At 60.5% G+C, this 25,553-nt stretch carries 24 protein-coding genes; 16 read left to right on the top strand and 8 right to left on the bottom strand.

Annotation, left to right across the window (positions count from 1 at the left end):
• Positions 1-8: 8 nt before the first annotated feature.
• From GKQ23_RS19790 to pdhR, 5 genes are all read right to left on the bottom strand, one after another.
• Complete coding sequence (locus GKQ23_RS19790; RefSeq protein ID WP_212409227.1) at positions 9-713, bottom strand: SDR family oxidoreductase; 705 nt, start codon at positions 711-713, stop codon at positions 9-11.
• A 199-nt stretch (positions 714-912) separates the two neighbouring features.
• A complete protein-coding gene (gene lpdA, locus GKQ23_RS19795) occupies positions 913-2,337 on the bottom strand; it encodes a dihydrolipoyl dehydrogenase (RefSeq protein WP_056236394.1) in 1,425 nt (474 codons plus the stop codon).
• Between the two features lie 168 nt (positions 2,338-2,505).
• Positions 2,506-4,107: a pyruvate dehydrogenase complex dihydrolipoyllysine-residue acetyltransferase gene (gene aceF, locus GKQ23_RS19800; RefSeq protein ID WP_212409228.1), complete on the bottom strand. Its 1,602-nt coding sequence runs from the start codon at positions 4,105-4,107 to the stop codon at positions 2,506-2,508.
• A 13-nt stretch (positions 4,108-4,120) separates the two neighbouring features.
• Positions 4,121-6,784 (bottom strand): pyruvate dehydrogenase (acetyl-transferring), homodimeric type, encoded by a 2,664-nt coding sequence (gene aceE, locus GKQ23_RS19805; RefSeq protein WP_101505396.1) that lies wholly within the window; start codon positions 6,782-6,784, stop codon positions 4,121-4,123.
• A gap of 140 nt (positions 6,785-6,924) precedes the next feature.
• The gene (gene pdhR / locus GKQ23_RS19810; RefSeq protein ID WP_056236138.1) at positions 6,925-7,689 is read right to left on the bottom strand and encodes a pyruvate dehydrogenase complex transcriptional repressor PdhR; all 765 of its coding nucleotides are present in this window, start codon (positions 7,687-7,689) and stop codon (positions 6,925-6,927) included.
• A 502-nt stretch (positions 7,690-8,191) separates the two neighbouring features.
• Between pdhR and aroP (GKQ23_RS19815) the strand changes: the two genes are divergently transcribed.
• The 4 genes from aroP (GKQ23_RS19815) to GKQ23_RS19830 all read left to right on the top strand — a co-directional run bounded on the left by aroP (GKQ23_RS19815) (position 8,192) and on the right by GKQ23_RS19830 (position 14,015).
• Positions 8,192-9,547 (top strand): aromatic amino acid transporter AroP, encoded by a 1,356-nt coding sequence (aroP, locus tag GKQ23_RS19815; protein ID WP_212409229.1) that lies wholly within the window; start codon positions 8,192-8,194, stop codon positions 9,545-9,547.
• A gap of 558 nt (positions 9,548-10,105) precedes the next feature.
• Positions 10,106-11,461, top strand: coding sequence for an aromatic amino acid transporter AroP (aroP, locus tag GKQ23_RS19820; RefSeq protein ID WP_056236131.1), 1,356 nt, complete (start codon positions 10,106-10,108; stop codon positions 11,459-11,461).
• 170 nt (positions 11,462-11,631) lie between these two features.
• The gene (locus GKQ23_RS19825; RefSeq protein WP_212409230.1) at positions 11,632-13,047 is read left to right on the top strand and encodes a glycoside-pentoside-hexuronide (GPH):cation symporter; all 1,416 of its coding nucleotides are present in this window, start codon (positions 11,632-11,634) and stop codon (positions 13,045-13,047) included.
• The gene (locus GKQ23_RS19830) at positions 13,044-14,015 is read left to right on the top strand and encodes a family 43 glycosylhydrolase (protein ID WP_212409231.1); all 972 of its coding nucleotides are present in this window, start codon (positions 13,044-13,046) and stop codon (positions 14,013-14,015) included. Before GKQ23_RS19825 ends, GKQ23_RS19830 begins: the two co-directional genes overlap by 4 nt.
• Here GKQ23_RS19830 and ampE read toward each other — a convergent pair.
• Entirely contained in the window at positions 13,989-14,843 is an 855-nt protein-coding gene (gene ampE / locus GKQ23_RS19835; protein WP_056236124.1) for a beta-lactamase regulator AmpE, read from the bottom strand. The two genes, GKQ23_RS19830 and ampE, sit on opposite strands and share 27 nt — an antisense overlap.
• The gene (gene ampD / locus GKQ23_RS19840; RefSeq protein ID WP_212409232.1) at positions 14,840-15,412 is read right to left on the bottom strand and encodes a 1,6-anhydro-N-acetylmuramyl-L-alanine amidase AmpD; all 573 of its coding nucleotides are present in this window, start codon (positions 15,410-15,412) and stop codon (positions 14,840-14,842) included. Before ampD ends, ampE begins: the two co-directional genes overlap by 4 nt.
• A 183-nt stretch (positions 15,413-15,595) precedes the next feature.
• Between ampD and GKQ23_RS19845 the strand changes: the two genes are divergently transcribed.
• The 3 genes from GKQ23_RS19845 (at position 15,596) to GKQ23_RS19855 (ending at position 17,493) form a co-directional block, all read left to right on the top strand.
• Positions 15,596-16,153 carry a fasciclin domain-containing protein gene (locus GKQ23_RS19845; protein ID WP_212409233.1) on the top strand — a complete coding sequence of 186 codons (558 nt, stop codon included), beginning with the start codon at positions 15,596-15,598 and terminating at the stop codon, positions 16,151-16,153.
• 129 nt (positions 16,154-16,282) lie between these two features.
• On the top strand, positions 16,283-16,831 hold the full coding sequence (locus GKQ23_RS19850) for a sigma-70 family RNA polymerase sigma factor (protein ID WP_212409234.1): 549 nt from the start codon (positions 16,283-16,285) through the stop codon (positions 16,829-16,831).
• Complete coding sequence (locus GKQ23_RS19855; RefSeq protein WP_212409235.1) at positions 16,828-17,493, top strand: anti-sigma factor domain-containing protein; 666 nt, start codon at positions 16,828-16,830, stop codon at positions 17,491-17,493. The genes GKQ23_RS19850 and GKQ23_RS19855 overlap by 4 nt, the downstream gene beginning before the upstream one ends.
• On the opposite strand, the gene GKQ23_RS19860 is transcribed toward GKQ23_RS19855, so the two are convergent.
• Entirely contained in the window at positions 17,468-18,388 is a 921-nt protein-coding gene (locus tag GKQ23_RS19860) for a LysR substrate-binding domain-containing protein (RefSeq protein ID WP_212409236.1), read from the bottom strand. The genes GKQ23_RS19855 and GKQ23_RS19860 overlap by 26 nt on opposite strands.
• 105 nt (positions 18,389-18,493) lie before the next feature.
• Between GKQ23_RS19860 and GKQ23_RS19865 the strand changes: the two genes are divergently transcribed.
• The 9 genes from GKQ23_RS19865 to coaE all read left to right on the top strand — a co-directional run bounded on the left by GKQ23_RS19865 (position 18,494) and on the right by coaE (position 25,551).
• The gene (locus tag GKQ23_RS19865; RefSeq protein WP_212409237.1) at positions 18,494-18,805 is read left to right on the top strand and encodes a carboxymuconolactone decarboxylase family protein; all 312 of its coding nucleotides are present in this window, start codon (positions 18,494-18,496) and stop codon (positions 18,803-18,805) included.
• A 3-nt stretch (positions 18,806-18,808) separates the two neighbouring features.
• On the top strand, positions 18,809-19,198 hold the full coding sequence (locus GKQ23_RS19870) for a tautomerase family protein (protein ID WP_212409238.1): 390 nt from the start codon (positions 18,809-18,811) through the stop codon (positions 19,196-19,198).
• A 209-nt stretch (positions 19,199-19,407) separates the two neighbouring features.
• A complete protein-coding gene (gene nadC, locus GKQ23_RS19875) occupies positions 19,408-20,298 on the top strand; it encodes a carboxylating nicotinate-nucleotide diphosphorylase (protein WP_212409239.1) in 891 nt (296 codons plus the stop codon).
• A 326-nt stretch (positions 20,299-20,624) separates the two neighbouring features.
• Positions 20,625-20,885, top strand: coding sequence for a type II toxin-antitoxin system RelE/ParE family toxin (locus GKQ23_RS19880; RefSeq protein WP_056236104.1), 261 nt, complete (start codon positions 20,625-20,627; stop codon positions 20,883-20,885).
• 34 nt (positions 20,886-20,919) lie between these two features.
• Complete coding sequence (locus GKQ23_RS19885; protein WP_212409240.1) at positions 20,920-21,285, top strand: helix-turn-helix domain-containing protein; 366 nt, start codon at positions 20,920-20,922, stop codon at positions 21,283-21,285.
• 265 nt (positions 21,286-21,550) lie between these two features.
• Positions 21,551-21,997 carry a prepilin peptidase-dependent pilin gene (gene ppdD, locus GKQ23_RS19890; RefSeq protein ID WP_056236097.1) on the top strand — a complete coding sequence of 149 codons (447 nt, stop codon included), beginning with the start codon at positions 21,551-21,553 and terminating at the stop codon, positions 21,995-21,997.
• A complete protein-coding gene (gspE, locus tag GKQ23_RS19895; RefSeq protein ID WP_212409241.1) occupies positions 21,994-23,397 on the top strand; it encodes a type II secretion system protein GspE in 1,404 nt (467 codons plus the stop codon). Before ppdD ends, gspE begins: the two co-directional genes overlap by 4 nt.
• Positions 23,398-23,540: 143 nt before the next feature.
• The gene (hofC, locus tag GKQ23_RS19900) at positions 23,541-24,740 is read left to right on the top strand and encodes a protein transport protein HofC (protein ID WP_212409242.1); all 1,200 of its coding nucleotides are present in this window, start codon (positions 23,541-23,543) and stop codon (positions 24,738-24,740) included.
• A 199-nt stretch (positions 24,741-24,939) separates the two neighbouring features.
• Positions 24,940-25,551, top strand: a complete 612-nt coding sequence (gene coaE, locus GKQ23_RS19905; protein WP_212409243.1) for a dephospho-CoA kinase — start codon at positions 24,940-24,942, stop codon at positions 25,549-25,551.
• Positions 25,552-25,553 lie beyond the last annotated feature (2 nt).

The following is a 25,553-nucleotide window of genomic DNA, read 5'->3' on the forward strand; positions in this document are numbered from 1 at the left end:
GCTTACTCTTAACGTGGTTGACGCGGGCGCGGCTGCCGCCCGATGGTCAGCTGCTCCACTACCGCTGCCGGTGACAGCGACATAACAAAATCAACCGCGCGGCAGATATCTTCCGTGCTCAGCATCTCTTCCGCCGTCAGCCCGGACCCTTCGGCCATATCGGTATTCACCACGTCCGGGCACAGGGTGGTGACCTTAATCCCCTGTGCGCCAAGCTCGCGGGCAATGGAACGGCTGTAGCCGACCAGCGCATGTTTGCTGGCGGCATAGCTGGCGACGCTGCCAAACGGCTGCACGCCGCTGATCGAGGCAAGGTTAAAGATGCGCCCCTGCGCTGATTTCAGCAGCCACGGCGTGCACAGCTGGCACAGCAGGTGAATAGCGGTGACGTTGGTCGCCAGCAGCGCGCTGAAATCGTCCACCGGCGTCTGCGTGGAGCCGGGGCGGAAGATGCCGGCGGCGTTAACCAGCACGTCGATGCGGGCATGGTCGCTTAACGCCTGCCGCAGCAGCGGTTCAGCGGTGGCCGTGTTGCTGAGATCGACCGCCAGCGTGGTGATGCGGGCAGGATCCCGCGTGGCGGCAAAGGCCTCCAGCGCCGGGGCGTGGCGGGCAATCAGAATCAGCGTGTAGCCCAGATCATAAAAATGGCGGGCAAGATGGTGGCCGATCCCCCGGCTGGCACCGGTGATCAGGGCAACGTTATGTGACACGGGGAACCTTCATACTGAAAAACGTAGACGGCAAAGATACGCTATTTTTCCGTAAAAGGAAAAAGAGGATTTTAGTTTACATTGTGATGAAAAATACGCCAGTGGTGCCAGGCACCGTCAGTCGCTAACGAGTAATAAGTATGAGAAAACATCAACAAAAACGGCTCCACACGGAGCCGTTGTATCAACGCTATGCGACTTACTTCTTCTTCGCTTTCGCGTTTGGCAGGTCGGTGATGCTGCCTTCGAAGATCTCTGCCGCCAGGCCCACGGACTCGTGCAGAGTCGGGTGCGCGTGGATGGTCAGCGCGATATCTTCTGCATCGCAGCCCATCTCGATCGCCAGGCCAATCTCACCCAGCAGCTCGCCGCCGTTGGTGCCGACAATCGCACCACCGATCACGCGGTGAGTCTCTTTGTCGAAGATCAGTTTGGTCATACCTTCAGCGCAGTCAGAGGCGATAGCACGGCCGGATGCCGCCCACGGGAAGGTGGCGGTTTCGTAGCTGATGCCTTTCTCTTTCGCTTCTTTCTCGGTCAGACCGACCCAGGCAACTTCCGGCTCGGTGTAGGCGATCGATGGGATCACTTTCGGGTCGAAGTAGTGTTTCTTACCGGAGATCACTTCTGCCGCCACGTGGCCTTCATGCACGCCTTTGTGCGCCAGCATTGGCTGACCGACGATATCGCCGATGGCGAAGATGTGCGGCACGTTGGTACGCATCTGCTTGTCGACGCGGATAAAGCCACGATCGTCGACTTCCACGCCCGCTTTACCGGCGTCCAGACCTTTACCGTTCGGTACGCGGCCGATCGCCACCAGCACCGCGTCGTAACGCTGTGGTTCAGCCGGGGCTTTCTTGCCTTCCATGGTCACGTAGATACCGTCTTCTTTGGCTTCAACGGCGGTGACTTTGGTTTCGAGCATCAGATTGAACTGCTTCTCGATACGTTTGGTGAAGACTTTCACCACGTCTTTATCGGCAGCCGGGATCACCTGGTCAAACATCTCAACCACGTCGATCTGCGAGCCCAGCGCGTGGTACACGGTACCCATTTCCAGACCGATAATACCGCCGCCCATCACCAGCAGGCGCTCAGGGACAGATTTCAGCTCCAGCGCATCGGTAGAGTCCCAGACGCGTGGGTCTTCATGAGGAATAAACGGCAGCTGAATCGGACGGGAACCCGCCGCGATGATCGCGTTGTCGAAGGTGATGGTGGTTGGGCCATTTTCGCCTTCCACTACCAGGGTGTTAGCGCCGGTGAATTTACCCAGGCCGTTAACCACTTTAACTTTACGGCCTTTGGCCATACCCGCCAGGCCGCCGGTCAGCTGGTTGATCACTTTCTCTTTCCAGCCGCGGATTTTGTCCACGTCGGTCTGAGGTTTACCGAACACCACGCCGTGGGCTTCCAGCGCTTTCGCTTCTTCAATCACCTTCGCCACGTGCAGCAGGGCTTTAGAAGGGATACAGCCAACGTTCAGACAGACACCACCGAGGGTGCTGTAGCGCTCAACGATTACGGTCTCCAGACCTAAATCCGCTGCACGGAAGGCTGCAGAGTAGCCTGCAGGACCTGCCCCAAGTACCACGACCTGAGTTTTAATTTCTGTACTCATCATGACCTCTTATATTGATGTACCGGCGGGTCAGACTGCTTGTGTCTCGACGTCCTTCTTCCACCGGGACGTATGCACCGCAAGAGTTTACAGAATTGTTAATAAACTGCAAACCGCGTTGCTACGAATCTCTAAAGCAAGGCCGGCAATTGCCGGCCTTGTTATCTTTTACATCACCAGACGGCGAATATCGGCCAGTGCCTGGTTGATGATGGTGATGAAGCGCGCACCATCAGCACCGTCGATCACGCGGTGGTCGAAGGAGAGCGACATCGGCATCATCAGACGCGGCACGAACTCTTTACCGTTCCACACCGGCTCCATCGCCGACTTGGAGACGCCGAGGATCGCCACTTCCGGCGCGTTAACGATCGGCGCGAAGTGAGTCGTCCCGATGCCACCGAGGCTGGAGATGGTGAAGCAGCCGCCCTGCATCTCGCCGGCGGTCAGCTTGCCGTCGCGCGCTTTTTTGGAGATGGCCATCAGCTCACGGGACAGTTCGGTAATGCCCTTGTTGTTGACGTCCTTGAACACCGGAACCACCAGACCGTTTGGCGTATCCACCGCCACACCGATGTTGATGTATTTCTTCAGCGTCAGCTTCTGGCCGTCTTCAGACAGTGAGCTGTTGAAGCGTGGCATCTGCTCAAGCGCAGCGGCAACGGCTTTCATGATAAACACCACCGGGGTGAACTTCACGTCCAGCTTGCGCTTCTCGGCTTCGGCGTTCTGCTGCTTGCGGAACGCTTCCAGATCGGTGATATCGGTTTTGTCGAAGTGAGTCACGTGTGGGATCATCACCCAGTTGCGGCTCAGGTTAGCACCCGAGATTTTCTGGATGCGGCCCATCTCGACTTCTTCGATCTCACCGAACTTGCTGAAGTCCACTTTCGGCCATGGCAGCATGCCAGGCAGACCGCCGCCGGCAGCTGGCGCTTCAGCGCGTTTCACCGCGTCTTTCACGTAGGTCTGCACGTCTTCTTTCAGAATACGGCCTTTACGACCGGTGCCTTTGACCTTCGCCAGGTTAACACCGAATTCGCGCGCCAGACGACGGATCACCGGGGTGGCATGCACGTAGGCATCGTTTTCAGCGAAGTCAGATTTGGCGTCCGCTTTCGTAGCAGCAGGTGCTGCCGGGGCCGCTTTCTCTTCCTGCTTAGCCGGAGCCGCCGCTGCCGGAGCAGCCGCCGCCGGTGCAGCAGCAGCAGGCGCAGCGCCGGCCACTTCAAACACCATCACCAGGGAACCGGTGCTGACTTTGTCGCCCGCGTTCACTTTGATCTCTTTCACGGTACCCGCGAACGGAGCCGGCACTTCCATTGAGGCTTTGTCGCCTTCAACGGTCAGAATCGACTGCTCGGCCTCAACGGTATCGCCCACTTTGACCATGATCTCGGTGACTTCAACTTCGTCGCCGCCGATATCCGGTACGTGAACCTCTTTCGGGCCTGAGGCAGCCGCCGGGGCCGCTGCAGGGGCAGCCGGAGCCGCCTCTTCTTTCTTCTCAGCGGCCGGAGCCGGTGCCGCAGCACCGCCCTCCGCTTCGAAGATCATGATCAGTTTGCCGGTTTCAACACGGTCGCCGGTGGCAACTTTGATCTCTTTAACCACACCGGCCTGCGGTGAAGGCACTTCCATGGAAGCCTTATCGCCTTCAACCACCAGCAGCGACTGCTCAACTTCTACTTTGTCGCCAACCTTGACCAGGATCTCGGTGACTTCAACTTCGTCCGCGCCGATATCCGGTACGTTAATTTCAATAGACATAACTCTTTACCTCTTACGCCAGACGCGGGTTAACTTTATCAGCATCGATATTGAACTTAGCGATCGCTTCCGCTACCACTTTCTTATCGATTTCGCCGCGTTTAGCCAGTTCACCCAGGGCAGCAACCACCACGTAGGATGCATCCACTTCGAAGTGGTGACGCAGGTTCTCACGGCTGTCTGAACGACCGAAGCCGTCAGTACCCAGCACACGGTAGTCGCTGGCAGGCACGTAGCTGCGAACCTGTTCTGCAAACAGTTTCATATAGTCGGTAGACGCCACCGCCGGTGCATCGTTCATCACCTGAGCGATGTACGGTACGCGTGGTTCGTCGGTTGGGTGCAGCATGTTCCAGCGCTCACAGTCCTGACCGTCGCGGGCCAGTTCGGTGAAGGAGGTCACGCTGTACACGTCAGAACCGACGCCGTAGTCTTTCGCCAGGATCTCTGCCGCTTCACGCACGTGGCGCAGGATAGAACCTGAACCCAGCAGCTGCACTTTGCCTTTGCTACCTTCGATGCTGTCCAGCTTGTAGATACCCTTACGGATACCCTCTTCCGCGCCCTGCGGCATGGCTGGCATGTGGTAGTTTTCGTTCAGCGTGGTGATGTAGTAGTACACATTCTCCTGCGCTTCACCGTACATACGTACCAGGCCGTCGTGCATAATCACGGCCACTTCATAGGCGTAAGCCGGGTCGTAAGAGATACAGTTCGGGATAGTCAGCGACTGAATGTGGCTGTGACCATCTTCGTGCTGCAGACCTTCACCGTTCAGGGTGGTACGACCGGAGGTGCCGCCTACCAGGAAGCCGCGTGCCTGCTGGTCACCTGCTGCCCAGCACAGATCGCCGATACGCTGGAAACCGAACATGGAGTAGTAGATGTAGAACGGGATCATCGGCAGGTTGTTGGTGCTGTAAGACGTTGCCGCCGCCAGCCAGGATGCGCCTGCGCCCAGTTCGTTGATGCCTTCCTGCAGGATCTGACCTTTCTCGTCTTCTTTGTAGTAAGCAACCTGCTCACGGTCCTGCGGGGTGTACTGCTGGCCGTTCGGGCTGTAGATACCGATCTGACGGAACAGGCCTTCCATACCGAAGGTACGCGCTTCATCGGCGATGATTGGCACCAGGCGATCTTTGATCGACGGGTTCTTCAGCATCACGTTCAGGGCACGCACGAAGGCGATGGTGGTGGAGATCTCTTTGTTCTGCTCATCCAGCAGCTGACGGAAATCTTCCAGCGCAGGCATCTCCAGCTTCTCGCTGAAGGTGGCTTCGCGGGTTGGCACATAGCCACCCAGCTTCTGACGCTGTGCGTGCAGGTAAGTATGCTCTTCAGAGCCTTCTGCGAAGGTCACGTACGGCAGTTTTTCGATGTCAGCATCGGCAACCGGCACGTTGAAGCGGTCACGGATATGGCGCACGCCATCCATGTTCATCTTCTTCACCTGGTGGGCAATGTTTTTGCCTTCCGCGGTGTCGCCCATACCATAACCTTTGATGGTATGTGCCAGAATCAGTACCGGCTTGCCTTTGGTGTCCTGAGCTTTTTTCAGCGCCGCGTAGACTTTCTTCGGATCGTGGCCACCGCGGTTCAGAGAGAAGATCTCGTCGTCAGACCAGTCTTTCACCAGCGCGGCGGTTTCCGGGTATTTGCCGAAGAAGTGCTCGCGCACGTAGGCACCGTTTTTCGATTTGAAGGTCTGGTAGTCACCGTCAACGGTTTCGTTCATCAGCTGGATCAGCTTACCGCTGGTGTCGTTACGCAGCAGCTCGTCCCAACGACCGCCCCAGATCACTTTGATCACTTCCCAGCCGGCGCCGTTAAAGATGCCTTCCAGTTCGTTGATGATCTTACCGTTACCGGTGACCGGGCCGTCCAGGCGCTGCAGGTTGCAGTTGATGATGAACACCAGGTTGTCCAGCTTCTCGCGGGTGGCGATAGTGATCGCACCTTTGGATTCCGGCTCATCCATCTCACCGTCGCCGAGGAAGGCGTAAACGGTCTGCTGAGAGGTGTCTTTCAGGCCACGGTGTTCCAGGTACTTCAGGAACTTCGCCTGGTAAATTGCACCCAACGGCCCCAGGCCCATAGATACGGTCGGGAACTGCCAGAAGTCAGGCATCAGTTTCGGGTGCGGGTAAGAGGACAGGCCTTTACCGTGAACTTCCTGACGGAAGTTGTTCATCTGCTCTTCGGTCAGACGCCCTTCGAGGAACGCACGGGCATACACGCCCGGAGAGATGTGGCCCTGGAAGTACACCAGGTCGCCGCCGTCTTTTTCAGTACGCGCGCGGAAGAAGTGGTTAAAGCACACTTCATATACGGTAGCAGAAGACTGGAAGGAGGACATATGGCCACCCAGCTCCAGATCTTTCTTGGACGCACGCAGAACGGTCATGATCGCGTTCCAGCGGATGGCGGAACGAATACGACGCTCTAAAGAGCTGTTGCCCGGGTACTCCGGCTCGTCTTCAACGGCGATTGAGTTGATGTAGTTGCTGGCACCTGCGCCTGCAGCCACTTTAACGCCGCCTTTACGTGCTTCGCTCAGAACCTGATCGATCAGATACTGTGCGCGCTCAACACCTTCTTCACGGATGACCGATTCGATCGCCTGTAGCCAGTCGCGAGTTTCGATCGGATCCACGTCATTATTTAAACGTTCTGACATGGGGGTATTCCTTATCTGTGTCTACTTCGTTGAATTGTCTGGAGCCTGTCTCGCTGTGCTCTTGCCACCAGAACACAGTGAGACAGGCCCGTCGTTTTACGTGCTGCGCGATATCCGGGGCCTGGGCCCTCCGTCCACGCTTAGTCCTTACGTTGCTGTAAACGTCGCAAGGAGCGCTCTCTACGACTCTGCTCCCGACTTCTGTCCAGCAATACTTCCTCGATAAACGCCAGGTGACGGTGTGAAGCTTCACGGGCCTGCTCCGGCTCGCGTGCCACAATCGCCTGAAAAATACTGGCGCGGTGTTCACTCACCTTCGCCAGCATCTCCCGGCGTAAGTAGAGCATTTCGAAGTTCTGTCTGACGTTCTGTTCCAGCATCGGCCCCATACTGCGGAGCAAATGCAGCAGCACCACATTATGCGCTGCTTCTGTGACAGCAATCTGATACTGCATGACGGCACCGGCTTCGGCGTCAAGATCGCCGCTGTCCTGCGCGGTTTGGATCTGCAGGTGGCAGTCGCGGATGCGGGCAATATCATCGTCAGTGCCGCGCAGGGCGGCGTAATAGGCGGCAATCCCTTCCAGCGCATGACGCGTTTCTAACAGGTCAAACTGGGATTCCGGGTGTTCGGCAAGGAGTTCAATCAGCGGGTCGCTCATGCTGGCCCACAGGTTTTTCTGCACGAAGGTGCCACCGCCCTGACGGCGCAGCAGCAGACCTTTGGCTTCCAGGCGCTGGATAGCCTCGCGTAAAGAAGGGCGGGAAACGTCAAACTGCACCGCCAGCTCGCGCTCGGGCAGCAGTTTCTCTCCGGGACGCAGCGTCCCCTCCATAATCAGGGATTCAAGCTGCTGCTCGATAGCATCAGAGAGCTTTGGTTGGCGAATTTTGCTGTATGCCATTATCCCTTCTTCACCGATTTGCAGAGTAAATTGGTCATACCAATTCAAAAAAGACGCCCGTAAAGTAACAAAGTATTCACCTGATGTCCATATGGCAACCTGGCGAAACCAGACCGGGGTCTCGTTCCTGACAGGGGTTGTTAAACCCCGCCGGGCAGCGGGTTGAATGTACTGTTAATGTTAAAAAATCAAACTTTTTTGAAACATGGCAGCAGTTTAGTCGACGCTCCCTCCGCCTGAGGCCTCCGTAGAAAATGGCTTAATGCACTTCTTCTGCGACATAAAATTTTCATTACCTTACACAGCACGTTCGATGCATTTTCAACCACCCCGGTCAGCAGACAGCATAAAGAAAGTGCATTACGCCGCGCGCGGCACTATTCTCTGCGCGACGCAAGATTCGCAGACGTTTTCGTTACGGGATAAGCGTAAACATTTCAGTACGTTATTACCTTGCACCACTCTGGTAGCTAAAAATAAAAACCGCATCACGAGGAAGAGTATGGAACAACAGCAGGGCGACACGCTGCACCGCGGCTTAAAGAACCGCCACATTCAGCTGATCGCATTGGGCGGCGCCGTCGGCACCGGCCTGTTTCTGGGCAGCGCATCGGTGATCAAATCGGCCGGCCCCGCGGTCATTCTGGGTTACGCCATTGCCGGCTTTATCGCGTTCCTGATCATGCGCCAGATGGGCGAAATGATCGTTGAGGAGCCGGTGGCGGGCAGCTTCAGCCACTTTGCGCACAAATACTGGGGCCCGTTCGCCGGTTTTGCGTCCGGCTGGAATAACTGGGCGCTGTACGTGCTGGTGGCGATGGCCGAGCTGACCGCCGTGGGGAAATACATCCAGTTCTGGTACCCGGAGATCCCGACGTGGGTGTCAGCGGCGGTGTTCTTTGTGCTGATCAACGCCATCAACCTGACCAACGTGAAGATGTTTGGTGAGGTGGAGTTCTGGTTTGCCATTATTAAGGTGGTGGCGGTCGTCGCGATGATCGCCTTCGGCGGCTGGCTGCTGTTCAGCGGCAACGGTGGCCCGCAGGCCAGTGTAAGCAACCTGTGGAGCCACGGCGGCTTTATGCCCAACGGCTGGCACGGACTGGTGATGATGATCGCCATCATTATGTTCTCGTTCGGCGGGCTGGAGATGATCGGCCTCACCGCGGCGGAAGCCGAGAACCCGCAGCAGAGCATCCCGAAAGCGATTAACCAGGTGCTGTGGCGCATCCTGATCTTCTATATTGGCTCGCTGACCGTGCTGCTGTCGCTGATGCCGTGGATGCGCATCAGCGAAGATACCAGCCCGTTTGTGCTGATCTTCCACGAGCTGGGCGACGGCCTGGTGGCCAACGCGCTGAACGTGGTGATCCTCACCGCCGCGCTGTCGGTCTATAACAGCTGCGTCTACAGCAACAGCCGGATGCTGTTTGGCCTGGCGCAGCAGGGCAACGCACCAAAAGCGCTGATGAAGGTCGACCGTCGCGGCGTGCCGGTAAACGCCATTCTGATCTCAGCGGCGGCCGCCGCGATCGGCGTGCTGATCAACTACCTGATGCCGGGCGAAGCCTTTAACCTGCTGATGTCGCTGGTCGTCTCGACGCTGATCATCAACTGGGCGATGATCAGCCTGGCGCACCTGCGCTTTCGCAAGCGCGCTAATCAGCAGGGGCTGCAGCCGCGCTTTAAGGCGCTGTTCTACCCGTTTGGCAACTGGCTGTGCCTGGCCTTTATGGCCGGCGTGCTGGTGATTATGGCGATGACGCCGGGCATGGCGATCTCGGTATGGCTGATTCCGGTGTGGATTGGCGTGCTGGCGGCAGGCTTTGCCGTTAAAGGTCGCGGCGTTCAGAGCTAATTCAGCCACAGTCGCAGGCCGTTGCGGGGAGAGGCTGCCCCGGAACGGCCCTGCGATGCCAGTGACCACTGCCGGTCTTCGCTGACCCCGGCATTATCCTCACGGTGTTCATTGTCTCCACTGTCTTCACCTTATCCTGTTGCGCAATTTCCCGAACCACCGTCTTACGGCGCCCTCATCGCTTTTCTCCTTATCTTTATCCTTCCCTTTCGGTCCTCTTTATCTTCAGACCTTTGCCATCCCGCTGACGGCGGGGTCAGCTGCCGCTGTTCCTGAACCACATTCATCTTGCCCGCCAGCCATAAGAGAATGTTATTCGTCATTTAATACAATTTGTGACAAAACAAAGGCGGTAAAAAGTGGGATGGCGCGCTGATTTTTTAGTCGATTATGCGTGGTATGAACAGAAAGCGAGTGCAAAGCACTGGGCATAGCACTATTCTCATGCTGAGGCTATGTTAAGACTCACATTTGCTTACATGACAGCGTAAAGTTTACGATACAGCGGGATAACAGGGCCTGCTGCACACACAATAAGAAAACATCACGAGGTTACACATGGGACAACAGCAGGGCGAAACGCTGCACCGTGGCCTGAAGAACCGCCACATCCAGCTGATCGCATTGGGTGGGGCCGTCGGTACCGGCCTGTTTCTGGGCAGTGCATCGGTTATTCAGTCGGCCGGGCCAGGGGTTATTCTTGGCTACGCCATTGCCGGTTTTATTGCCTTCTTAATTATGCGCCAGCTGGGTGAGATGGTCGTGGAGGAGCCGGTTGCCGGTTCATTCAGCCATTTTGCCTATAAGTACTGGGGTAACTTTGCCGGTTTTGCCTCCGGCTGGAACTACTGGGTGCTCTACGTGCTGGTGGCGATGGCCGAGCTGACCGCGGTCGGCAAATATATTCAGTTCTGGTACCCGGAGATCCCCACCTGGGCCTCTGCCGCCGCCTTCTTTGTGCTGATCAACGCCATCAACCTGACCAACGTCAAAGTGTTCGGTGAGATGGAGTTCTGGTTCGCCATTATCAAAGTAGCAGCGGTAATCGGTATGATCCTGTTCGGCGGCTGGCTGCTGTTCAGCGGCAACGCCGGCCCGCAGGCCACCGTGCGCAACCTGTGGGAACAGGGCGGCTTCCTGCCTCACGGCTTTACCGGGCTGGTGATGATGATGGCGATCATCATGTTCTCCTTTGGTGGCCTGGAGCTGGTCGGTATTACCGCCGCCGAAGCCGATAACCCGGAAACCAGTATCCCGAAAGCCACTAACCAGGTGATCTGGCGCATCCTGATCTTCTATATCGGCTCGCTGGCGGTGCTGCTGTCGCTGCTGCCGTGGACCCGCGTCACCGCCGATACCAGCCCGTTCGTGCTGATCTTCCATGAGCTGGGCGATGCGCTGGTAGCCAACGCGCTGAACGTGGTGATCCTCACCGCCGCGCTGTCGGTGTACAACAGCTGCGTGTACTGCAACAGCCGTATGCTGTTCGGCCTGGCGCAGCAGGGCAACGCCCCGAAAGCGCTGCTGAAAGTTGATGGCCGCGGCGTGCCGGTGCTGTCAATCGCCTTCTCAGCGGTGGCTACCGGGCTCTGCGTGCTGCTCAACTACCTGATGCCGGGTGAGGCCTTTGGCCTGCTGATGGCGCTGGTGGTCTCGGCGCTGGTGATTAACTGGGCGATGATCAGCCTGGCACACATCAAATTCCGTCGTAAGAAAGACCAGCAGGGCGTGAAAACCCGCTTCCCGGCGCTGTTCTACCCGCTGGGTAACTGGATCTGCCTGCTGTTCCTCGCCGGTATCCTGGTGCTGATGGCGATGACCCCGGGGATGGCGATCTCGGTGTGGCTGATCCCGGTGTGGATCGCGATTCTGGCGGTGGGTTACGTGATTAAGAACCGCAGCCAGCGCGCTTAATCATTACCTGTGCTTCTGTTTCGGCCAGCGCCCGCTGGCCGAACTGTTAACTGCTTCACACTTTCCCCCCGGCAGCGGTTTTGTCCATTTCTGCGACGTTTTCCCCCAGCGATACCTCGACGTAAAGCGTAAATACTGTTCTGAACCTTAACAGAGCAGGAGATACGGCCATGCAGGGCGAAAAGCTGTCCGTCAGAGAGAAAATTGGTTACGGCATGGGCGACGCGGGATGCAATATGATCGGCGGCGCAATCATGCTGTTCCTTAACTATTTCTACACCGATGTGTTTGGCCTGGCCCCGGCGCTGGTCGGCATACTGCTGCTGTCGGTGCGGGTGCTGGATGCGGTGACCGATCCGATTATGGGCGCGATTGCCGATCGCACGCAGAGCCGCTGGGGACGTTTCCGCCCCTGGCTGCTGTGGGTCTGCGTGCCCTACGTGCTGTTCAGCGTGCTGATGTTCACCACCCCGGAGTGGAGCTATAACAGCAAGGTGATCTGGGCGTTTGCCACCTACTTCCTGATGTCGCTCACCTATACCGCCATCAACATTCCCTACTGCTCGCTGGGTGGCGTCATCACCAGCGATCCGGGCGAGCGCGTCTCCTGCCAGTCGTACCGCTTTGTGATGGTTGGCGTGGCCACGCTGATCCTGTCGCTGACCCTGCTGCCGCTGGCCGACTGGTTCGGCGGCGACAATAAGGCGCGCGGCTATCAGATGGCGATGGGGGTAATGGCGCTGGTGGCGCTGCTGATGTTCCTGTTCTGCTTTGCCACGGTGCGCGAGCGCATCCGCCCCGCCGCCCCGACCAACGACGATATCAAAAATGACCTGCGCGATGCGTGGAAGAACGACCAGTGGGTGCGCATCCTGCTGCTGACGCTGTGCAACGTCTGCCCCGGCTTTATCCGTATGGCGGCCACCATGTACTACGTCACCTGGGTGATGCAGCAGTCCACCCACTTCGCCACGCTGTTTATCAGCCTTGGCGTGGTGGGCATGATGATCGGCAGCACGCTGGCCAAGGTGCTGACCGACCGCTGGTGCAAGCTGAAAGTGTTCTTCTGGACCAATATCGTGCTGGCGGTATTCTCCTGCGCGTTTTACTTCGTCAATCCGCAGGCGACGATGATGGTGCTGGTGCTCTACTTCCTGCTCAATATCCTGCACCAGATCCCCTCCCCGCTGCACTGGTCGCTGATGGCGGACGTCGACGATTACGGCGAATGGAAAACCGGCAAACGCATCACCGGCATCAGCTTCTCCGGCAACCTGTTCTTCCTTAAGGTCGGGCTGGCGGTGGCCGGGGCGATGGTCGGTTTTCTGCTGTCGTGGTACGGCTACGATGCCGGCGCGAAACAGCAGAGCGCCAGCGCCGTTAACGGCATCGTGCTGCTGTTTACCGTCATTCCCGGCATTGGCTATCTGGTAACCGCCGGCGTGGTACGCCTGCTGAAAGTTGACCGTGCGCTGATGCTGCAGATCCAGCGTGACCTGGCACAACGCCGTGCCGATGCCCCGCACGCGGCCCCCGCTGCCGCCCTACAACCACAGGGTACTGACCCGCAAGGAGCCTCCCGATGAGCCACTGGCCAAACCCGTTGATCGAACAGCGCGCCGACCCGTTTATCCTGCGCCACGATAACCACTACTATTTTATCGCCTCCGTGCCCGAGTACGACCGGCTGGAGATCCGCCGCGCTGCGACGCTGGCCGGGCTGGCGACGACCGCGGCCAGCGTGGTGTGGCGCAAGCCCGCCAGCGGCCCGCAGAGCGCGCTGATCTGGGCACCGGAGCTGCACCGCATCGACGGACGGTGGGTGATTTACTACGCCGCCGCACCGTCGCAGGCGATCAAAGACGGCCTGTTCCAGCACCGGATGTACACCCTGACCTGCGACGATGCCGATCCGCTCAGCGGCCGCTGGGTCGATCGCGGGCGCATGGCGACGCCGATCGACAGCTTCTCGCTGGATGCCACCCACTTTGTCCATCAGGGACGCAACTGGTATCTGTGGGCGCAGAAAGACCCGGCGATTCCCGGCAACTCGAACCTCTATCTTGCCGAACTGGCCACCCCGTGGCAGATCGCAGGACAGCCGGTAATGCTCAGCCGTCCGCAGTATGAGTGGGAGTGCGCTGGTTTCAGCGTCAACGAGGGGCCGGCGGCGATCCGCCACGGTCAGCGCCTGTTCGTCAGCTATTCGGCCAGCGCCACCGATGAAAACTACTGCATGGGGCTGCTGTGGATCGATGCGGATGCCGATCCGCTGATCGCAGAGAACTGGCAAAAATCGGCCGCGCCGGTGTTCAGCACCAGCTGGCAGAATCGTCAGTACGGACCGGGGCACAACAGCTTTACGCAGGGGGAGAACGGTGAGGACCTGCTGGTGTATCACGCACGCAACTACACCGAAATCGAGGGGGACCCGCTGTACGATCCAAACCGCCATACGCGGGTGAAAGCATTCACCTGGGACGCGGACGGCATGCCGGTATTTGGCACCCCGCCCGCGGATACGGCGTCAGACCAGCGTGCCGTAAATGGTTAGCAGTGCCACCACCACCACCAGTACCAGCGAGACCTTCTTCGCCAGCGCAACCGCCACGCGCGGAGTCTCCACCTTGTCCTGGTGGGGATCGCGCGCCAGCGAAAACTGCGCCAGCCGGGTCAGCACCTGATACTGCGGGGTGTGACGATCGCCCAGTGAGGCAAACCACGCCGGCAGCGCCCGTTCACCGTGGCCGAGCAGCGCGTAGGCCACGCCGGCGAGGCGCACCGGGATCCAGTCCAGCCAGTGCAGCAGCGCATCAATCCCGGACTGCGCGCGCGCCAGCGGCGTCTGCCGCTTCGCCAGCCAGCTCTGCCAGGCGCGCAGGAAGGCATAACCCACCAGCAGTACCGGCCCCCACGGGCCGCCCACCACAAACCAGAACAGCGGCGCGAGGTAGAAACGGAAGTTGATCCACAGCAGCGCGTTCTGCAGCTCGCACAGGTATTCACGCTCGCTGCACTCGCCCGGCAGCCCGTGGATCAGCGCCAGCTCTTCGGCCATCGCATTGTGCGCATCGGTATCGTTGCGGCCTGCGGCTTTCAGGTAGGCGTGATAGTGCAGCCGTACCGACCCGGCACCGATGCACAGCAGCCCGACGACGATCCAGAACAGCAGCTGCGGCAGGCCGAAGAACAGCCCACGTAGCGCCAGCAGGCAGAGCGCGGTCAGCGCCATCGCCAGCAGCACCATCAGCAGCGTGCGCAGCAACGAAAAACGCTGGCGCGGGCGGAACAGCGGCTCCAGCAGGTGGTCCAGCTGCCAGTGTTCGCCCAGCTTAAACAGCCGTTCCCAGCCTAATACCAGTAATAAACTAAACAGCGTCATGGCTGAACCTCCGGTAAATGTGCCACAGGCTGCGCCAGCGCCGCGCGGAAACGACCCCAGTCAAAGGCCGGGCCGGGATCGGTTTTACGTTCGGGGGCGATATCGCTGTGGCCGGTAATATGTTGCGCCAGCGCAGGATAGTGGCTGACCAGCAGTTGGGTCACCGCCAGCAGCGCCTGATACTGCGCGTCGGTATAGGGCAGCGTATCGGTCCCCTCCAGTTCGATGCCAATCGAGAAGTCGTTACACGCCTCGCGCCCCTGATAGCAGGAGACGCCCGCGTGCCAGGCGCGCAGATCGAAAGGAACGTACTGGACGATCTCGCCGTCACGGCGGATCAGACAGTGGGCGGCCACCTGCAGGTGAGCGATGGTGGCAAAATAGGGATCGGCGGTGGGATCGAGCGTACCGCTGAACAGCTGGTCAATCCACGGGCCGCCAAACTGGCCCGGCGGCAGGCTGATATTGTGAATAACCAGTAACGACGGCGTTTCATTGTCCGGACGCGGGTTAAAATGCGGCGAAGGTACGTGCCTGATGCCCGTGATCCAGCCCTGTTGCAACTGCATGCCCTGCTCCTCTGTGGTCAGATTGCCCTCAGATTAGCATGATTTTTTTCGGGCTAAGTAAACTTCTCCGCCGCGTCTGGCACCACAGAAAAAAATTTCTTTTTTTCTGCATCCGTTTTGCCTCCTCAACCGTAGATAGCAGTACAGGGCACGCCGTGCCTTCTTTCCCCAGAGGAACTGCTTATGAAAACGCTTATCTGCTCAGCCGTTTGTGCCACATTACTGTTCAGCGCCGCATCAATGGCAGAAATGACCGCTAACACCGTGATGGTCGGCGGAGCGTCAATGTATCCGTCGCGCAACATCGTCGAGAATGCCCTGAATTCCAAAGACCACACCACGCTGGTAGCCGCCGTGAAGGCCGCGGGTCTGGTGGATACCCTGCAGGGTGCCGGCCCCTTCACCGTGTTTGCCCCCACGAATGCCGCCTTCAGCAAACTGCCGGCCGGCACCGTGGACAATCTGCTGAAACCGGAAAATAAAGCCATGCTGACCAGCGTGCTGACCTACCACGTGGTGGCGGGTAAATACGATATGAAAGCGCTGATGAAAAAGATTAAGCAGGGCAACGGCCACGCCGAGCTGAAAACGGTGAACGGCGCGCCGCTGTGGATCATGCAGAACGGCCCGCACAATATTCAGCTGAAAGATGAAAAAGGCAACGTCGCCAGTATCAGCACCTATGACGTACAGCAGAAAAATGGCGTGATCGACGTCATCGATACCGTACTGATGCCGTAAAACGTTATTGCGCCAGCACCTTAAGGGAAAGAATAAATATACCCGCTGAAGTCAAAATAATGGGTATACACTTTGTGCAGGGGGAATTCTGGATTTCCCCTCCCTCTGCACTTTTTTTCAGGACGCCTGATGACGGACGAGACTATAGACAGCCAGGTTCTGCTGCTGCAGGCCGTTGCTGCCGGGGATAAACGCGCATTTGAGGCCGTTTACCGCCGCTACTCACCCTGGCTGTTTGCTATCGCCCTGCGTATGGTTCGACGACGCGGCTGGGCCGAAGAAGTGCTCCACGACAGCTTCCTGATCGTCCTGCAGCGTGCCGCCAGCTATGACCCGGCGCTCAGCGCTCCGCAAACCTGGCTGACCCATATCGTCCGTAACCGCGCCATCGACTATCTGCGGCTGCAGGATAACCGCGCCCTTGAGCTGGAAGAGGAGGAAACCGTTATGGTGGAAACTGAATCCGGGGCGGAGCGCGAGGCCTTCAGCTCGGAGTCGCTCAGGCTGACGAATTGCCTGGCGCAGCTGTCACCGGAGCAGCGGCAGAGCGTGACGCTGGCGTATTATCAGGGGCTGTCGCACGGTGAAATTGCGCTGCATCTGCAGCAACCCGCCGGCACGGTGAAAAGCTGGATCCGGCGCGCATTAATGCAACTGAAAGCGTGTGTGGGCCTATGAAAAGCAGACAGGATTATGATTCAGCGCTGGCCGCGGAATATGCCCTCGGCACCCTGCGCGGCGCGGCACGCCGCCGTTTTGCCCGCCGCCTGCCTCAGGAGCCGGCGCTGGCGGCCGAAGTCAGCCGCTGGCAGAACGCGCTCGCCGAACTCGACCGTAATCTCACCCCGGTGCAGCCCCCGGAGGCGGTGTGGCAGCGCATCGTTCGTTCGCTGCCCGCTGACCCCGCAGTACGGCGGCGCGTCAGCTGGCCGTGGCTCGGCTGGGCGCTGGCGGCCTCGTTTGCCGGCGCGCTGGTCTGGGTGCAGCTCAGCCCCTCCCCCGCGCCGGCCCCGCAGGCGGTGGCGGTACTTAACGGTAGCCAGCAGGCGGGCAGCTGGGTGGTCAGCCTGAGTGCCGATCGTCGTCAGCTGACCGTGCAGGCGCTGGGCACCGCGGCGATACCGCCGCAGCACAGCCTGCAGCTGTGGCTGATCCCGCCAGGGGAAAAACCGCAGTCGCTGGGTCTGCTGGCCGCCGATATCCGGCAACAGCAAACCCTTACCGCGCCTGAGCTGGCCGGGCAGCCGCTGCTGGCCATCAGCCTCGAACCGCAGGGCGGCTCACCGACCGGCCTGCCGACCGGCCCGGTGCTGTTTAGCGGGCCGGTGACCCGGTTGTAGCCACTGCAACAGGCAGAATGAGTGCCAGCTGCGTCAGCAGGATTTCGCGTAAACGGCTGACGGCAGGGTCTGATAAGGTGACATTCTGGTGTAGTGCGATCCCCAGCGCATTCACCGCCGGCAGACCAGGATGTTCCAGCCGTTGCAGCGCCGGCGGCAGGCCGAAGGCGCTGCGCAGGGTTATCCCCAGCCCGGCACGCGCGGCGGACCAGATACCGTTCAGGCTGCCGCTGGTAAAGGCGATTCGCCAGGGGATACCGGCGCTATCCAGCGCATCGATCGCCCGGCTGCGCATCAGGCACGGAGCATCAAATACCAGCAACGGCAGCGCAGCTCCACTCTCCAGCCACTGCGCCAGCTGCTCACTGTCGCGGCCGATCCAGTACAGCGGTAACGCCGCCAGCGGATCGGCAAAACGGCTGCTCTCTTCCCCCTGCCAGCACAGTGCCAGATCCAGTTCCCCCTGACGGATAGCCTGCACCATTTCAGCATTGCGCCCGATACGGGCGGCCACCTGCACCTGCGGGTGGGCGCGGGAAAATTGCCCGAGCAGCGCCGGTAACAGAGTTTCACCGAAATCCTCCTGCAGGCCAAGGCGCACGCTGCCTGCCAGCCCCAGACCGCTGAGCGCACTAAATGCCTCATCATTAAGTGCCAGCAGACGGCGGGCGTAGGCCATCAGCAGCTCCCCCTCTTCGGTCAGCTGCAGGCCGCGACCGGCCTTACGCAGCACCACCACGCCCGCCTGCTGCTCCAGCTTTTTCAGCTGGGCGCTCACCGCCGAAGTGGAGCGGCACAGGCGCGCTGCCGCCAGCGCAAAGCTGTTCAGCTCCACACCGAGCACAAAACTGCGCAGGGCTTCCGGGTCAAAGGTGGCGGGTCGCAAGAGTGACATAGAATCATCCTGTTTTTCGGGATTGTTATCGCAAAATTATGTGATTTTATAAACCATTCCGCCTGCTTATGCTGCGGTTATTTCCTCAAACACCGGAGTTACAGCATGAGTATCCCTCTCGATCGTCACTCGCTGGCGGCCGTCGCCCCGACGCTGGCCGCCATTACCGAGCAGACCCTGTTTGGCGAAATATGGCAGCGGCCCGAGCTCAGCCCGCGCGAACGCAGCCTGATCACCGTGGCGGCGCTGATCGCACAAAGCCGCCCGCAACAGCTGGCCTGGCATCTGAGCTTTGCCCGGCAGAACGGGCTGAGCAAAGAGCAGCTCAGCGAAGTGATGACCCATCTGGCGTTTTACTGCGGCTGGCCTGCCGCCGTCAGCGCCCTGGAACTGCTTAACGCCAGTGAACAGGAGTAAACCATGCCCTTTACCCGTATCGCCCTGCCCGCCGGCACCAGCGCAGCATTTCAGCAGCAGCTCTCCACCATTCTGCAGCAGACGCTGGTCGCGGAGTTTGACGTGCCGCCGGACGACTGCTTCCAGCTGCTGGATGAGCATGCCCCGGCACAGCGCGTGTTTGACCGCCACTATCAGGGCGGCCCACGTTCGGACGGCTTTATCTGGTTCAGCATCACCGCCGGGCGCCCGCGCAGCACGCAGCAAAAACAACGCTTCTACCGCAGGCTGGCTGAACGGCTCGCCCACGAGCTGGCGGTACGCCCGCAGGATGTGATGGTGACGCTGAGCTTTACCCAACCGGAGGACTGGTCATTTGCCAGCGGTGAGATGTTCAGTTGGCCACCGGCTTGATGGCTGGCCGGGGCTGCTGTTAAAAGTGTACTGCCACTCTCAGGCAGGCGATGAGACGGGATGAACCAAATCAGGGAGAACACTATCGTCCAGGGCATCTGTCACTGCCGGAGCAGGCATCAGCAGGTAAGACTCAGTGGACGGCTGACAACGGGGCGGCAACCAGGCTAGCATGTCGCCACTGTTAGCCGACCTTTCGGAGTTAAGCCATGACATCCCGCCGTTACGATCCGGACCACCGCCGCACGGAACTGATGGAGCGCATTGAGGACGATATCCCCCCCGCCGTGGCCCAGGCGCTGCGGGAAGACCTGGGCGGGGATGTCGACGCCGATAACGACATCACTGCCCGCCTGCTCAGCGCCGATACCCCCGCCCACGCGGTAGTGATTACCCGTGAACCCGGCATCTTCTGCGGCAAGCGCTGGGTGGAAGAGGTCTTTATCCAGCTGGGCAATAAAGCGAAGCTGGTCTGGCACGTGGAAGATGGCGATAAGCTGGTTGCCGACCAGCCGCTGTTTGAAGTGAACGGCCCGGCACCGCTGCTGCTCACCGCCGAGCGCACCGCGCTGAACTTTGTGCAGACGCTCTCCGGCGTGGCCACCGAAGTCAGCCGCTACGTGGCGCTGCTGGAGGGCACCCGCACTCAGCTGCTGGACACGCGCAAAACCCTGCCGGGGCTGCGTACCGCGCTGAAATACGCCGTGCTGTGCGGTGGCGGTGCCAACCACCGGCTGGGGCTGTCGGACGCGTTTCTGATCAAAGAGAACCACATTATCGCCTGCGGCTCGATTAGCAAAGCGGTGGAGAAAGCCTTCTGGCTGCACCCGGACGTGCCGGTGGAAGTGGAGGTGGAGTCGCTGGAGGAGCTGGAGCAGGCGCTGCAGGCCGGCGCCGATATCGTGATGCTGGATAACTTCAGCGTGGAGCAGATGCGTGAGGCGGTCAAACTCAGCGATAACCGCGCCCTGCTGGAGGTCTCCGGCAACGTCACCGACCAGACGCTGCGGACCTTTGCCGAAACCGGCGTGGACTATATCTCGGTCGGCGCGCTGACCAAGCACGTGCGGGCGCTGGATCTGTCGATGCGCTTCCGCTAACCGGCGCGGCTTACGCTTCCCCCTCTGCTGGCCAGCCGGCGTGATGCATCACCTCACGCCGGCTGGCCTTTTTTGTCTGATTCTGCGGCGTGCCTCCCCTGCCCGATGTACCGCGCTGCAACCGGTAAAATAGCCTGTGCCCTGCCTCTGAACCCGCTGCCGCACCGCTGGCATCTCCCCGGCTTTGCGCTGACCCTGTCCCACAGCGAACGCCAGCGGGGAGCACAATTTGCATTAGATAATTAGATTTTAGATTTGAAATAATCAGATTTCAGACCTACTATCTAATCACCCCGCTTTGGCGACCTGAAGCCAATGGGGGAAGTATGGGAAACGTACTCTGGTCCAAACGGGCCTTAAAGCAGCTGCTGACGATCGATCGTCGCTATCGACAGGCCATCAAGGATAAGACAGCCCAGCTGGTGGCCTTCCCGCCGGTGATCCTCGATGTGAAAAAGCTGGAGGGGGAAGAGAACTACCACCGCCTGCGGGTCGGCGACTACAGAGTGATCTTTGAACTGGTACAGGGTAAGCCACTGGTGCTGCTGATCCAGCAGGTGAAACGCCGAACCAGCCGGACTTACTGAAACGCCGGTATTACCGGCTGAGAAAGGAGGCGCAATGTCCAAACAATATATCTATGACGGCCTGGGCAACATCCAGTTTGTGGTGCTGCCCGTTACCGACTACGAACAGCTGCTTGCCGCCGCCGGGCCAGGCTGGGGCAATCTCGATTACGCGGCGGCCGCCGACGATAATGAAACCGTACCGCAGGAGGTGGTGAGCATTATGGTCGATCAGGACGTCAGCCTGCAGGCCGCCTGGCGCATCCACCGCGGGCTGTCACAGTACGAGGTGGCGGAAAAACTCGGCACCACCCAGTCCGCGGTTTCTCAGTGGGAGCGTGCCGACAGCAAACCGCAGAGAAAAACCCGCGAGCGTCTGGCACGGCTCTACGCCTGCCGCCCGGAACAGCTGCTGCTGTGACCCGCTGACGCCGCCGGCTTTTTCCCGGCAGCGCTGACATATCTGCCCACCTGCGTTGCTGTAGAACAGAACCGCCCCGCTCCGGCGACCGGCGGTTTTTTTGCGCCTGCGGTTCTGGTTTTGTGCGCCCTGTTCCGCTGAGAGAGTGAAAGCTGCAAGCTACAAATTCTGTTTGCGCAGCGCCTCTGAACCCCGCAACCGGCCGCTGGCTGCCCCCTTTTCCCGGCGCTATGGTGCCCCTCTGTTAACCACAAGGAGGTTTACCATGCGTCTGCAACAGGGCTTTACCCTGATTGAACTGATGATCGTCATCGCGATCGTCGCCATTCTCAGCGCCATCGGGCTGCCCGCTTATCAGGGCTATCTGCAGAAGGCGGCGCTGACCGATATGCTGCAAACCGCGATGCCGTATAAGACCGCCGTTGAGCTGTGCGCCATCGAGCACGGCGGTGCCGGCAGCTGCAGCGCCGGGACCAACGGTGTTCCGGCCGCGCGCACTTCCCGCTACGTGTCACAGCTGACCGTGGTGGCAGGCACCCTGCTGCTGACCGGCCAGGAGAACCTGCAGGGCCTGAGCGTCACGCTGAAACCGCAGTGGCACAGCGAAGACGGCATGCTCAGCTGGCAGCGCAGCTGCGCCAGCGACAACGGCAGCCTGAAAGAGGCCTGCCAGGCGCTGTTCCGCTTCGATGACGTGGAGGAGAAACCATGAGCCCCGCTACCCGTCGCGCCATTGAATCGATCTGCCAGCGCTATCAGGCGGTAATCGTCGAGTGTACCCCGCAGCGGCTGCATATCGCGCTGGCCGAAACGCCCTCGAACGAGATGATGACCGCGCTGCGCTTCGCCACTCACTGCGCGATTGAAGTGGAGTGCTGGCCGCAGGCCCGGCTGGAGCAGTTTATCCAGCGGGAAGCTCCCGCCGCCCGCCACGTGGCAAAAGAGCAGCATCAGGAGCACGACGGCGGTACCGTGGATAAGGTCAACGCGCTGCTGCAGATGGCGTTACAGAAGCGCGCTTCCGACGTGCATATTGAACCGCAGGAGAGCGGCGTGCGCATCCGCCTGCGGGTGGACGGCGTGCTGCAACCGCTGCAGGGCAGCGGCAACGCCGGCAGCGCGCCGCTGATCGCCCGGCTGAAAATCCTCGCCAGCCTCGATATTGCCGAACGCCGGGTGCCGCAGGACGGGCAGTTCTCGCTGCCGATGAATGAGGCCACCGCGTCGTTTCGGCTGTCGACGCTGCCCACCCGCTTCGGTGAGAAAGCGGTGGTGCGGCTGCTGCAGAGCGACGCGCAGGCGATCTCGCTGGACAAGCTGGGGATGCCTGCGCCGTTGCTGAAGCGCTACCGCGAGGCGCTGTCACGGCCGCAGGGGCTGATTCTGGTCACCGGCCCCACCGGCAGCGGCAAGACCTTTACCCTTTACAGCGGGCTGAGCTGGCTCAATATCGCCTCGCGCAACCTGTGCAGCGTGGAAGATCCGATTGAGATCCCACTGGCCGGCGTCAACCAGACCCAGATCCACCCCAAAGCCGGGCTGGATTTTCACCGGGTGCTGCGATCGCTGCTGCGCCAGGATCCGGACGTGATCATGATCGGCGAGATCCGCGACGGCGAAACCGCCGAGATCGCGGTGAAGGCCGCGCAGACCGGCCACCTGGTGCTCTCCACACTGCACACCAACTCCACCACCGAAACGCTGGTGCGCCTGGGGCAGATGGGGGTGCCCGGCTACCTGCTGGCTTCAGCGCTGAAGCTGGTGATCGCCCAGCGGCTGCTGCGGCGGCTCTGCCCGCACTGCCGCCAGCCGGCGGAAGCCACCGGGCATTTTCCCGCGCATATCTGGCCGGGCACGGTGCAGAACTGGCGGGCGGTGGGCTGCGAGCGCTGTTTTTCCGGCTACTACGGCCGGCTGGCGCTGTTTGAGCTGCTGCCGGTCAGCGGGCGGCTGCAGAACGCGCTGGCGCAAAACGCCAGCCCGGAAACGCTGGCGGAAATTGCCCGCCAGCAGGGCATGAACACGCTGTTTACCGAAGGGCTGCACTGCGTCAACCGCGGCGACACCACGCTGGAGGAGCTGAACCGGGTGGCGGGAAACGGAGGGGAATAGATGGCTTTCATGCGGCTAAAAACCTGCGGGCACCCTGTTAAACCTACCTTTACTGCATACACCGGCTGCACCTGGCCAGCCCAGCCCGTATCGATAAGCGGCGCAGACCAGGCCGCGTTGGCCTGGTCTGCAGGGCTGTTGCGATGATCCCGCGCACGCTGTTTCGCTGGCAGGCGCTGGATGCGGCAGGTGCCCTGCACCAGGGGGCTGGTTTTGCCGCCAGCGCGGTTGAGGTGACCGAACGGCTGGCCGCTGCCGGGCACCTGCCGCTGCATATTTCGCGTGGCCGCCGCTACCGCCGCGGCAGCTGGCGCTGGCAGCAGAAAACGGCGTTTATCCGCCAGCTGGCGACGCTGCTGAAGGCCGGTATGCCGCTGGCAGGCGGGCTGCTGCTGCTGGCGGAGGGGCACCCGGAAGCGGGCTGGCAGGCGTTGCTGCGGCAGCTGGAGCAGCGCATCAGCAGCGGTGCCCCCTTCTCTGAGGCGCTGGAAGCCTGGCCGGACGTGTTCCCACCGCTCTATCCGGCGCTGATCCGCATCGGTGAACTGACCGGAGAGCTGGATGCCTGCTGCCTGCAGCTGGCAGAACAGCAGGAACGCCAGCAGCAGCTGCAGCAGAAGGTTAAGAAAGCGCTGCGCTATCCGCTGCTGGTGCTGGCCGTGGCGCTGCTGGTTACCGGCGGTATGCTGCTGTTTGTACTGCCGGAGTTTGTGGCGATCTACCGTACCTTTAACGCGCCGCTGCCGCCGTTTACCGCTGCGGTGATCGCCCTCTCCGGCCTGCTCAGCCGCCAGGCCCCACTGCTGGCGGGCCTGACGCTGGCCTGCGGGCTGGCCTGGCGCTGGCAGCGGCGGCGATCGCCCGCGTGGCGCAGGGGCGAGCAGCGGCTGCTGCTGCGGCTGCCGCTGGTTTCACCGCTGTGGCGCGGCAGCCAGCTCAGCCAGATCTTCACCACCCTGGCGCTCACCCAGCACGCCGGGCTGACGCTGCTAGACAGCCTGCAGGCGGTGGAAAAAACGCTGCGCGCCGGCCTGTGGCGTGAGGCGGTTCAGCAACTGCAACAGCATATTGCCGAAGGTCACCCCCTGCATCAGGCGTTGCGGGGGCATACGCTGTTTACGCCGCTCTGCTGCCAGCTAATTAAGGTGGGCGAAGAGTCCGGTTCGCTGGATGCGCTGCTCGCGCGGCTGGCCAGCTGGCATGAAACCCGCTCCCACCAGCTGGCCGATGCGCTGGCGGCGGCGCTGGAGCCGCTGATGATGCTGGTAACCGGCGGTATCGTCGGCACCCTGGTGGTGGCGATGTATCTGCCGGTGTTCAACCTGGGCGACGCGCTGGGGTAAAAGACCGCCTGTCAGAATGTTACAAATGCCGCCAAAAACGCGCCGTCAGGACTGCGAAAATTTAACGAATTACGCTACAATCGGCTAAATCTGTCTGTAACCCTGTCCTGTGATGTGTGCCCCGAGTTTGCTGACGTCCGCACGGAAATCCCCTGTTAACGCCGCACGCAGCCCTTCGCAGGACGACGGGAGGTAACCTGTGCGCTATATCGTGGCGCTGACCGGCGGCATCGGCAGCGGAAAAAGTACCGTCGCCAACGCCTTTGCGGCGCTGGGCATTGATATTGTCGATGCCGACATCATTGCACGCCAGGTCGTTGAGCCCGGCCAGCCGGCGCTGGCCGCTATCCATGCGCGCTTCGGCGATGCGATCCTGCTGGCCGACGGCGGGCTGAACCGTGCCGTTCTGCGACAGAAAATCTTCAGTTCGCCCGGGGATAAACGCTGGATTAACAATCTGTTACACCCGCTGATTCACGCGGAGACGCAGCGCCAGTTAGCATTAGCGCGTTCAGCCTGGTGCCTGTGGGTGGTGCCGCTGCTGGTAGAGAACCAGCTGCAGCATCTGGCCAGCCGGGTCCTGGTGGTTGACGTGGACAGAGAAACTCAGCTCTCCCGCACTATGGCGCGCGACGGCATTGGCCGGCAACAGGCCGAAAATATTCTGGCTGCCCAGGCAACGCGCGAAGCGCGCCTGGCGGTGGCCGACGACATTATTGATAACGGTGCCTCACCGGATGCGGTGAAAGAGCACGTTGCCGAACTAAACCAGCGCTATCTGGCGCTGGCGGCGGCAAGCGATCGGGATTAACA

Origin of the sequence: Erwinia sp. E602 (assembly GCF_018141005.1) — a bacterium.
GTDB lineage: Bacteria > Pseudomonadota > Gammaproteobacteria > Enterobacterales > Enterobacteriaceae > Erwinia.

What these genes read in the sequence shown, in the direction of transcription:
- lpdA (WP_056236394.1), bottom strand. Translation starts at nt 2,337, where the DNA reads ATGAGTACAGAAATTAAAACTCAGGTCGTGGTACTTGGGGCAGGTCCT.
- aceF (WP_212409228.1), bottom strand. Translation starts at nt 4,107, where the DNA reads ATGTCTATTGAAATTAACGTACCGGATATCGGCGCGGACGAAGTTGAA.
- aceE (WP_101505396.1), bottom strand. Translation starts at nt 6,784, where the DNA reads ATGTCAGAACGTTTAAATAATGACGTGGATCCGATCGAAACTCGCGAC.
- pdhR (WP_056236138.1), bottom strand. Translation starts at nt 7,689, where the DNA reads ATGGCATACAGCAAAATTCGCCAACCAAAGCTCTCTGATGCTATCGAG.
- aroP (WP_212409229.1), top strand. Translation starts at nt 8,192, where the DNA reads ATGGAACAACAGCAGGGCGACACGCTGCACCGCGGCTTAAAGAACCGC.
- aroP (WP_056236131.1), top strand. Translation starts at nt 10,106, where the DNA reads ATGGGACAACAGCAGGGCGAAACGCTGCACCGTGGCCTGAAGAACCGC.
- GKQ23_RS19825 (WP_212409230.1), top strand. Translation starts at nt 11,632, where the DNA reads ATGCAGGGCGAAAAGCTGTCCGTCAGAGAGAAAATTGGTTACGGCATG.
- GKQ23_RS19830 (WP_212409231.1), top strand. Translation starts at nt 13,044, where the DNA reads ATGAGCCACTGGCCAAACCCGTTGATCGAACAGCGCGCCGACCCGTTT.
- ampE (WP_056236124.1), bottom strand. Translation starts at nt 14,843, where the DNA reads ATGACGCTGTTTAGTTTATTACTGGTATTAGGCTGGGAACGGCTGTTT.
- ampD (WP_212409232.1), bottom strand. Translation starts at nt 15,412, where the DNA reads ATGCAGTTGCAACAGGGCTGGATCACGGGCATCAGGCACGTACCTTCG.
- GKQ23_RS19845 (WP_212409233.1), top strand. Translation starts at nt 15,596, where the DNA reads ATGAAAACGCTTATCTGCTCAGCCGTTTGTGCCACATTACTGTTCAGC.
- GKQ23_RS19850 (WP_212409234.1), top strand. Translation starts at nt 16,283, where the DNA reads ATGACGGACGAGACTATAGACAGCCAGGTTCTGCTGCTGCAGGCCGTT.
- GKQ23_RS19855 (WP_212409235.1), top strand. Translation starts at nt 16,828, where the DNA reads ATGAAAAGCAGACAGGATTATGATTCAGCGCTGGCCGCGGAATATGCC.
- GKQ23_RS19860 (WP_212409236.1), bottom strand. Translation starts at nt 18,388, where the DNA reads ATGTCACTCTTGCGACCCGCCACCTTTGACCCGGAAGCCCTGCGCAGT.
- GKQ23_RS19865 (WP_212409237.1), top strand. Translation starts at nt 18,494, where the DNA reads ATGAGTATCCCTCTCGATCGTCACTCGCTGGCGGCCGTCGCCCCGACG.
- GKQ23_RS19870 (WP_212409238.1), top strand. Translation starts at nt 18,809, where the DNA reads ATGCCCTTTACCCGTATCGCCCTGCCCGCCGGCACCAGCGCAGCATTT.
- nadC (WP_212409239.1), top strand. Translation starts at nt 19,408, where the DNA reads ATGACATCCCGCCGTTACGATCCGGACCACCGCCGCACGGAACTGATG.
- GKQ23_RS19880 (WP_056236104.1), top strand. Translation starts at nt 20,625, where the DNA reads ATGGGAAACGTACTCTGGTCCAAACGGGCCTTAAAGCAGCTGCTGACG.
- GKQ23_RS19885 (WP_212409240.1), top strand. Translation starts at nt 20,920, where the DNA reads ATGTCCAAACAATATATCTATGACGGCCTGGGCAACATCCAGTTTGTG.
- ppdD (WP_056236097.1), top strand. Translation starts at nt 21,551, where the DNA reads ATGCGTCTGCAACAGGGCTTTACCCTGATTGAACTGATGATCGTCATC.
- gspE (WP_212409241.1), top strand. Translation starts at nt 21,994, where the DNA reads ATGAGCCCCGCTACCCGTCGCGCCATTGAATCGATCTGCCAGCGCTAT.
- hofC (WP_212409242.1), top strand. Translation starts at nt 23,541, where the DNA reads ATGATCCCGCGCACGCTGTTTCGCTGGCAGGCGCTGGATGCGGCAGGT.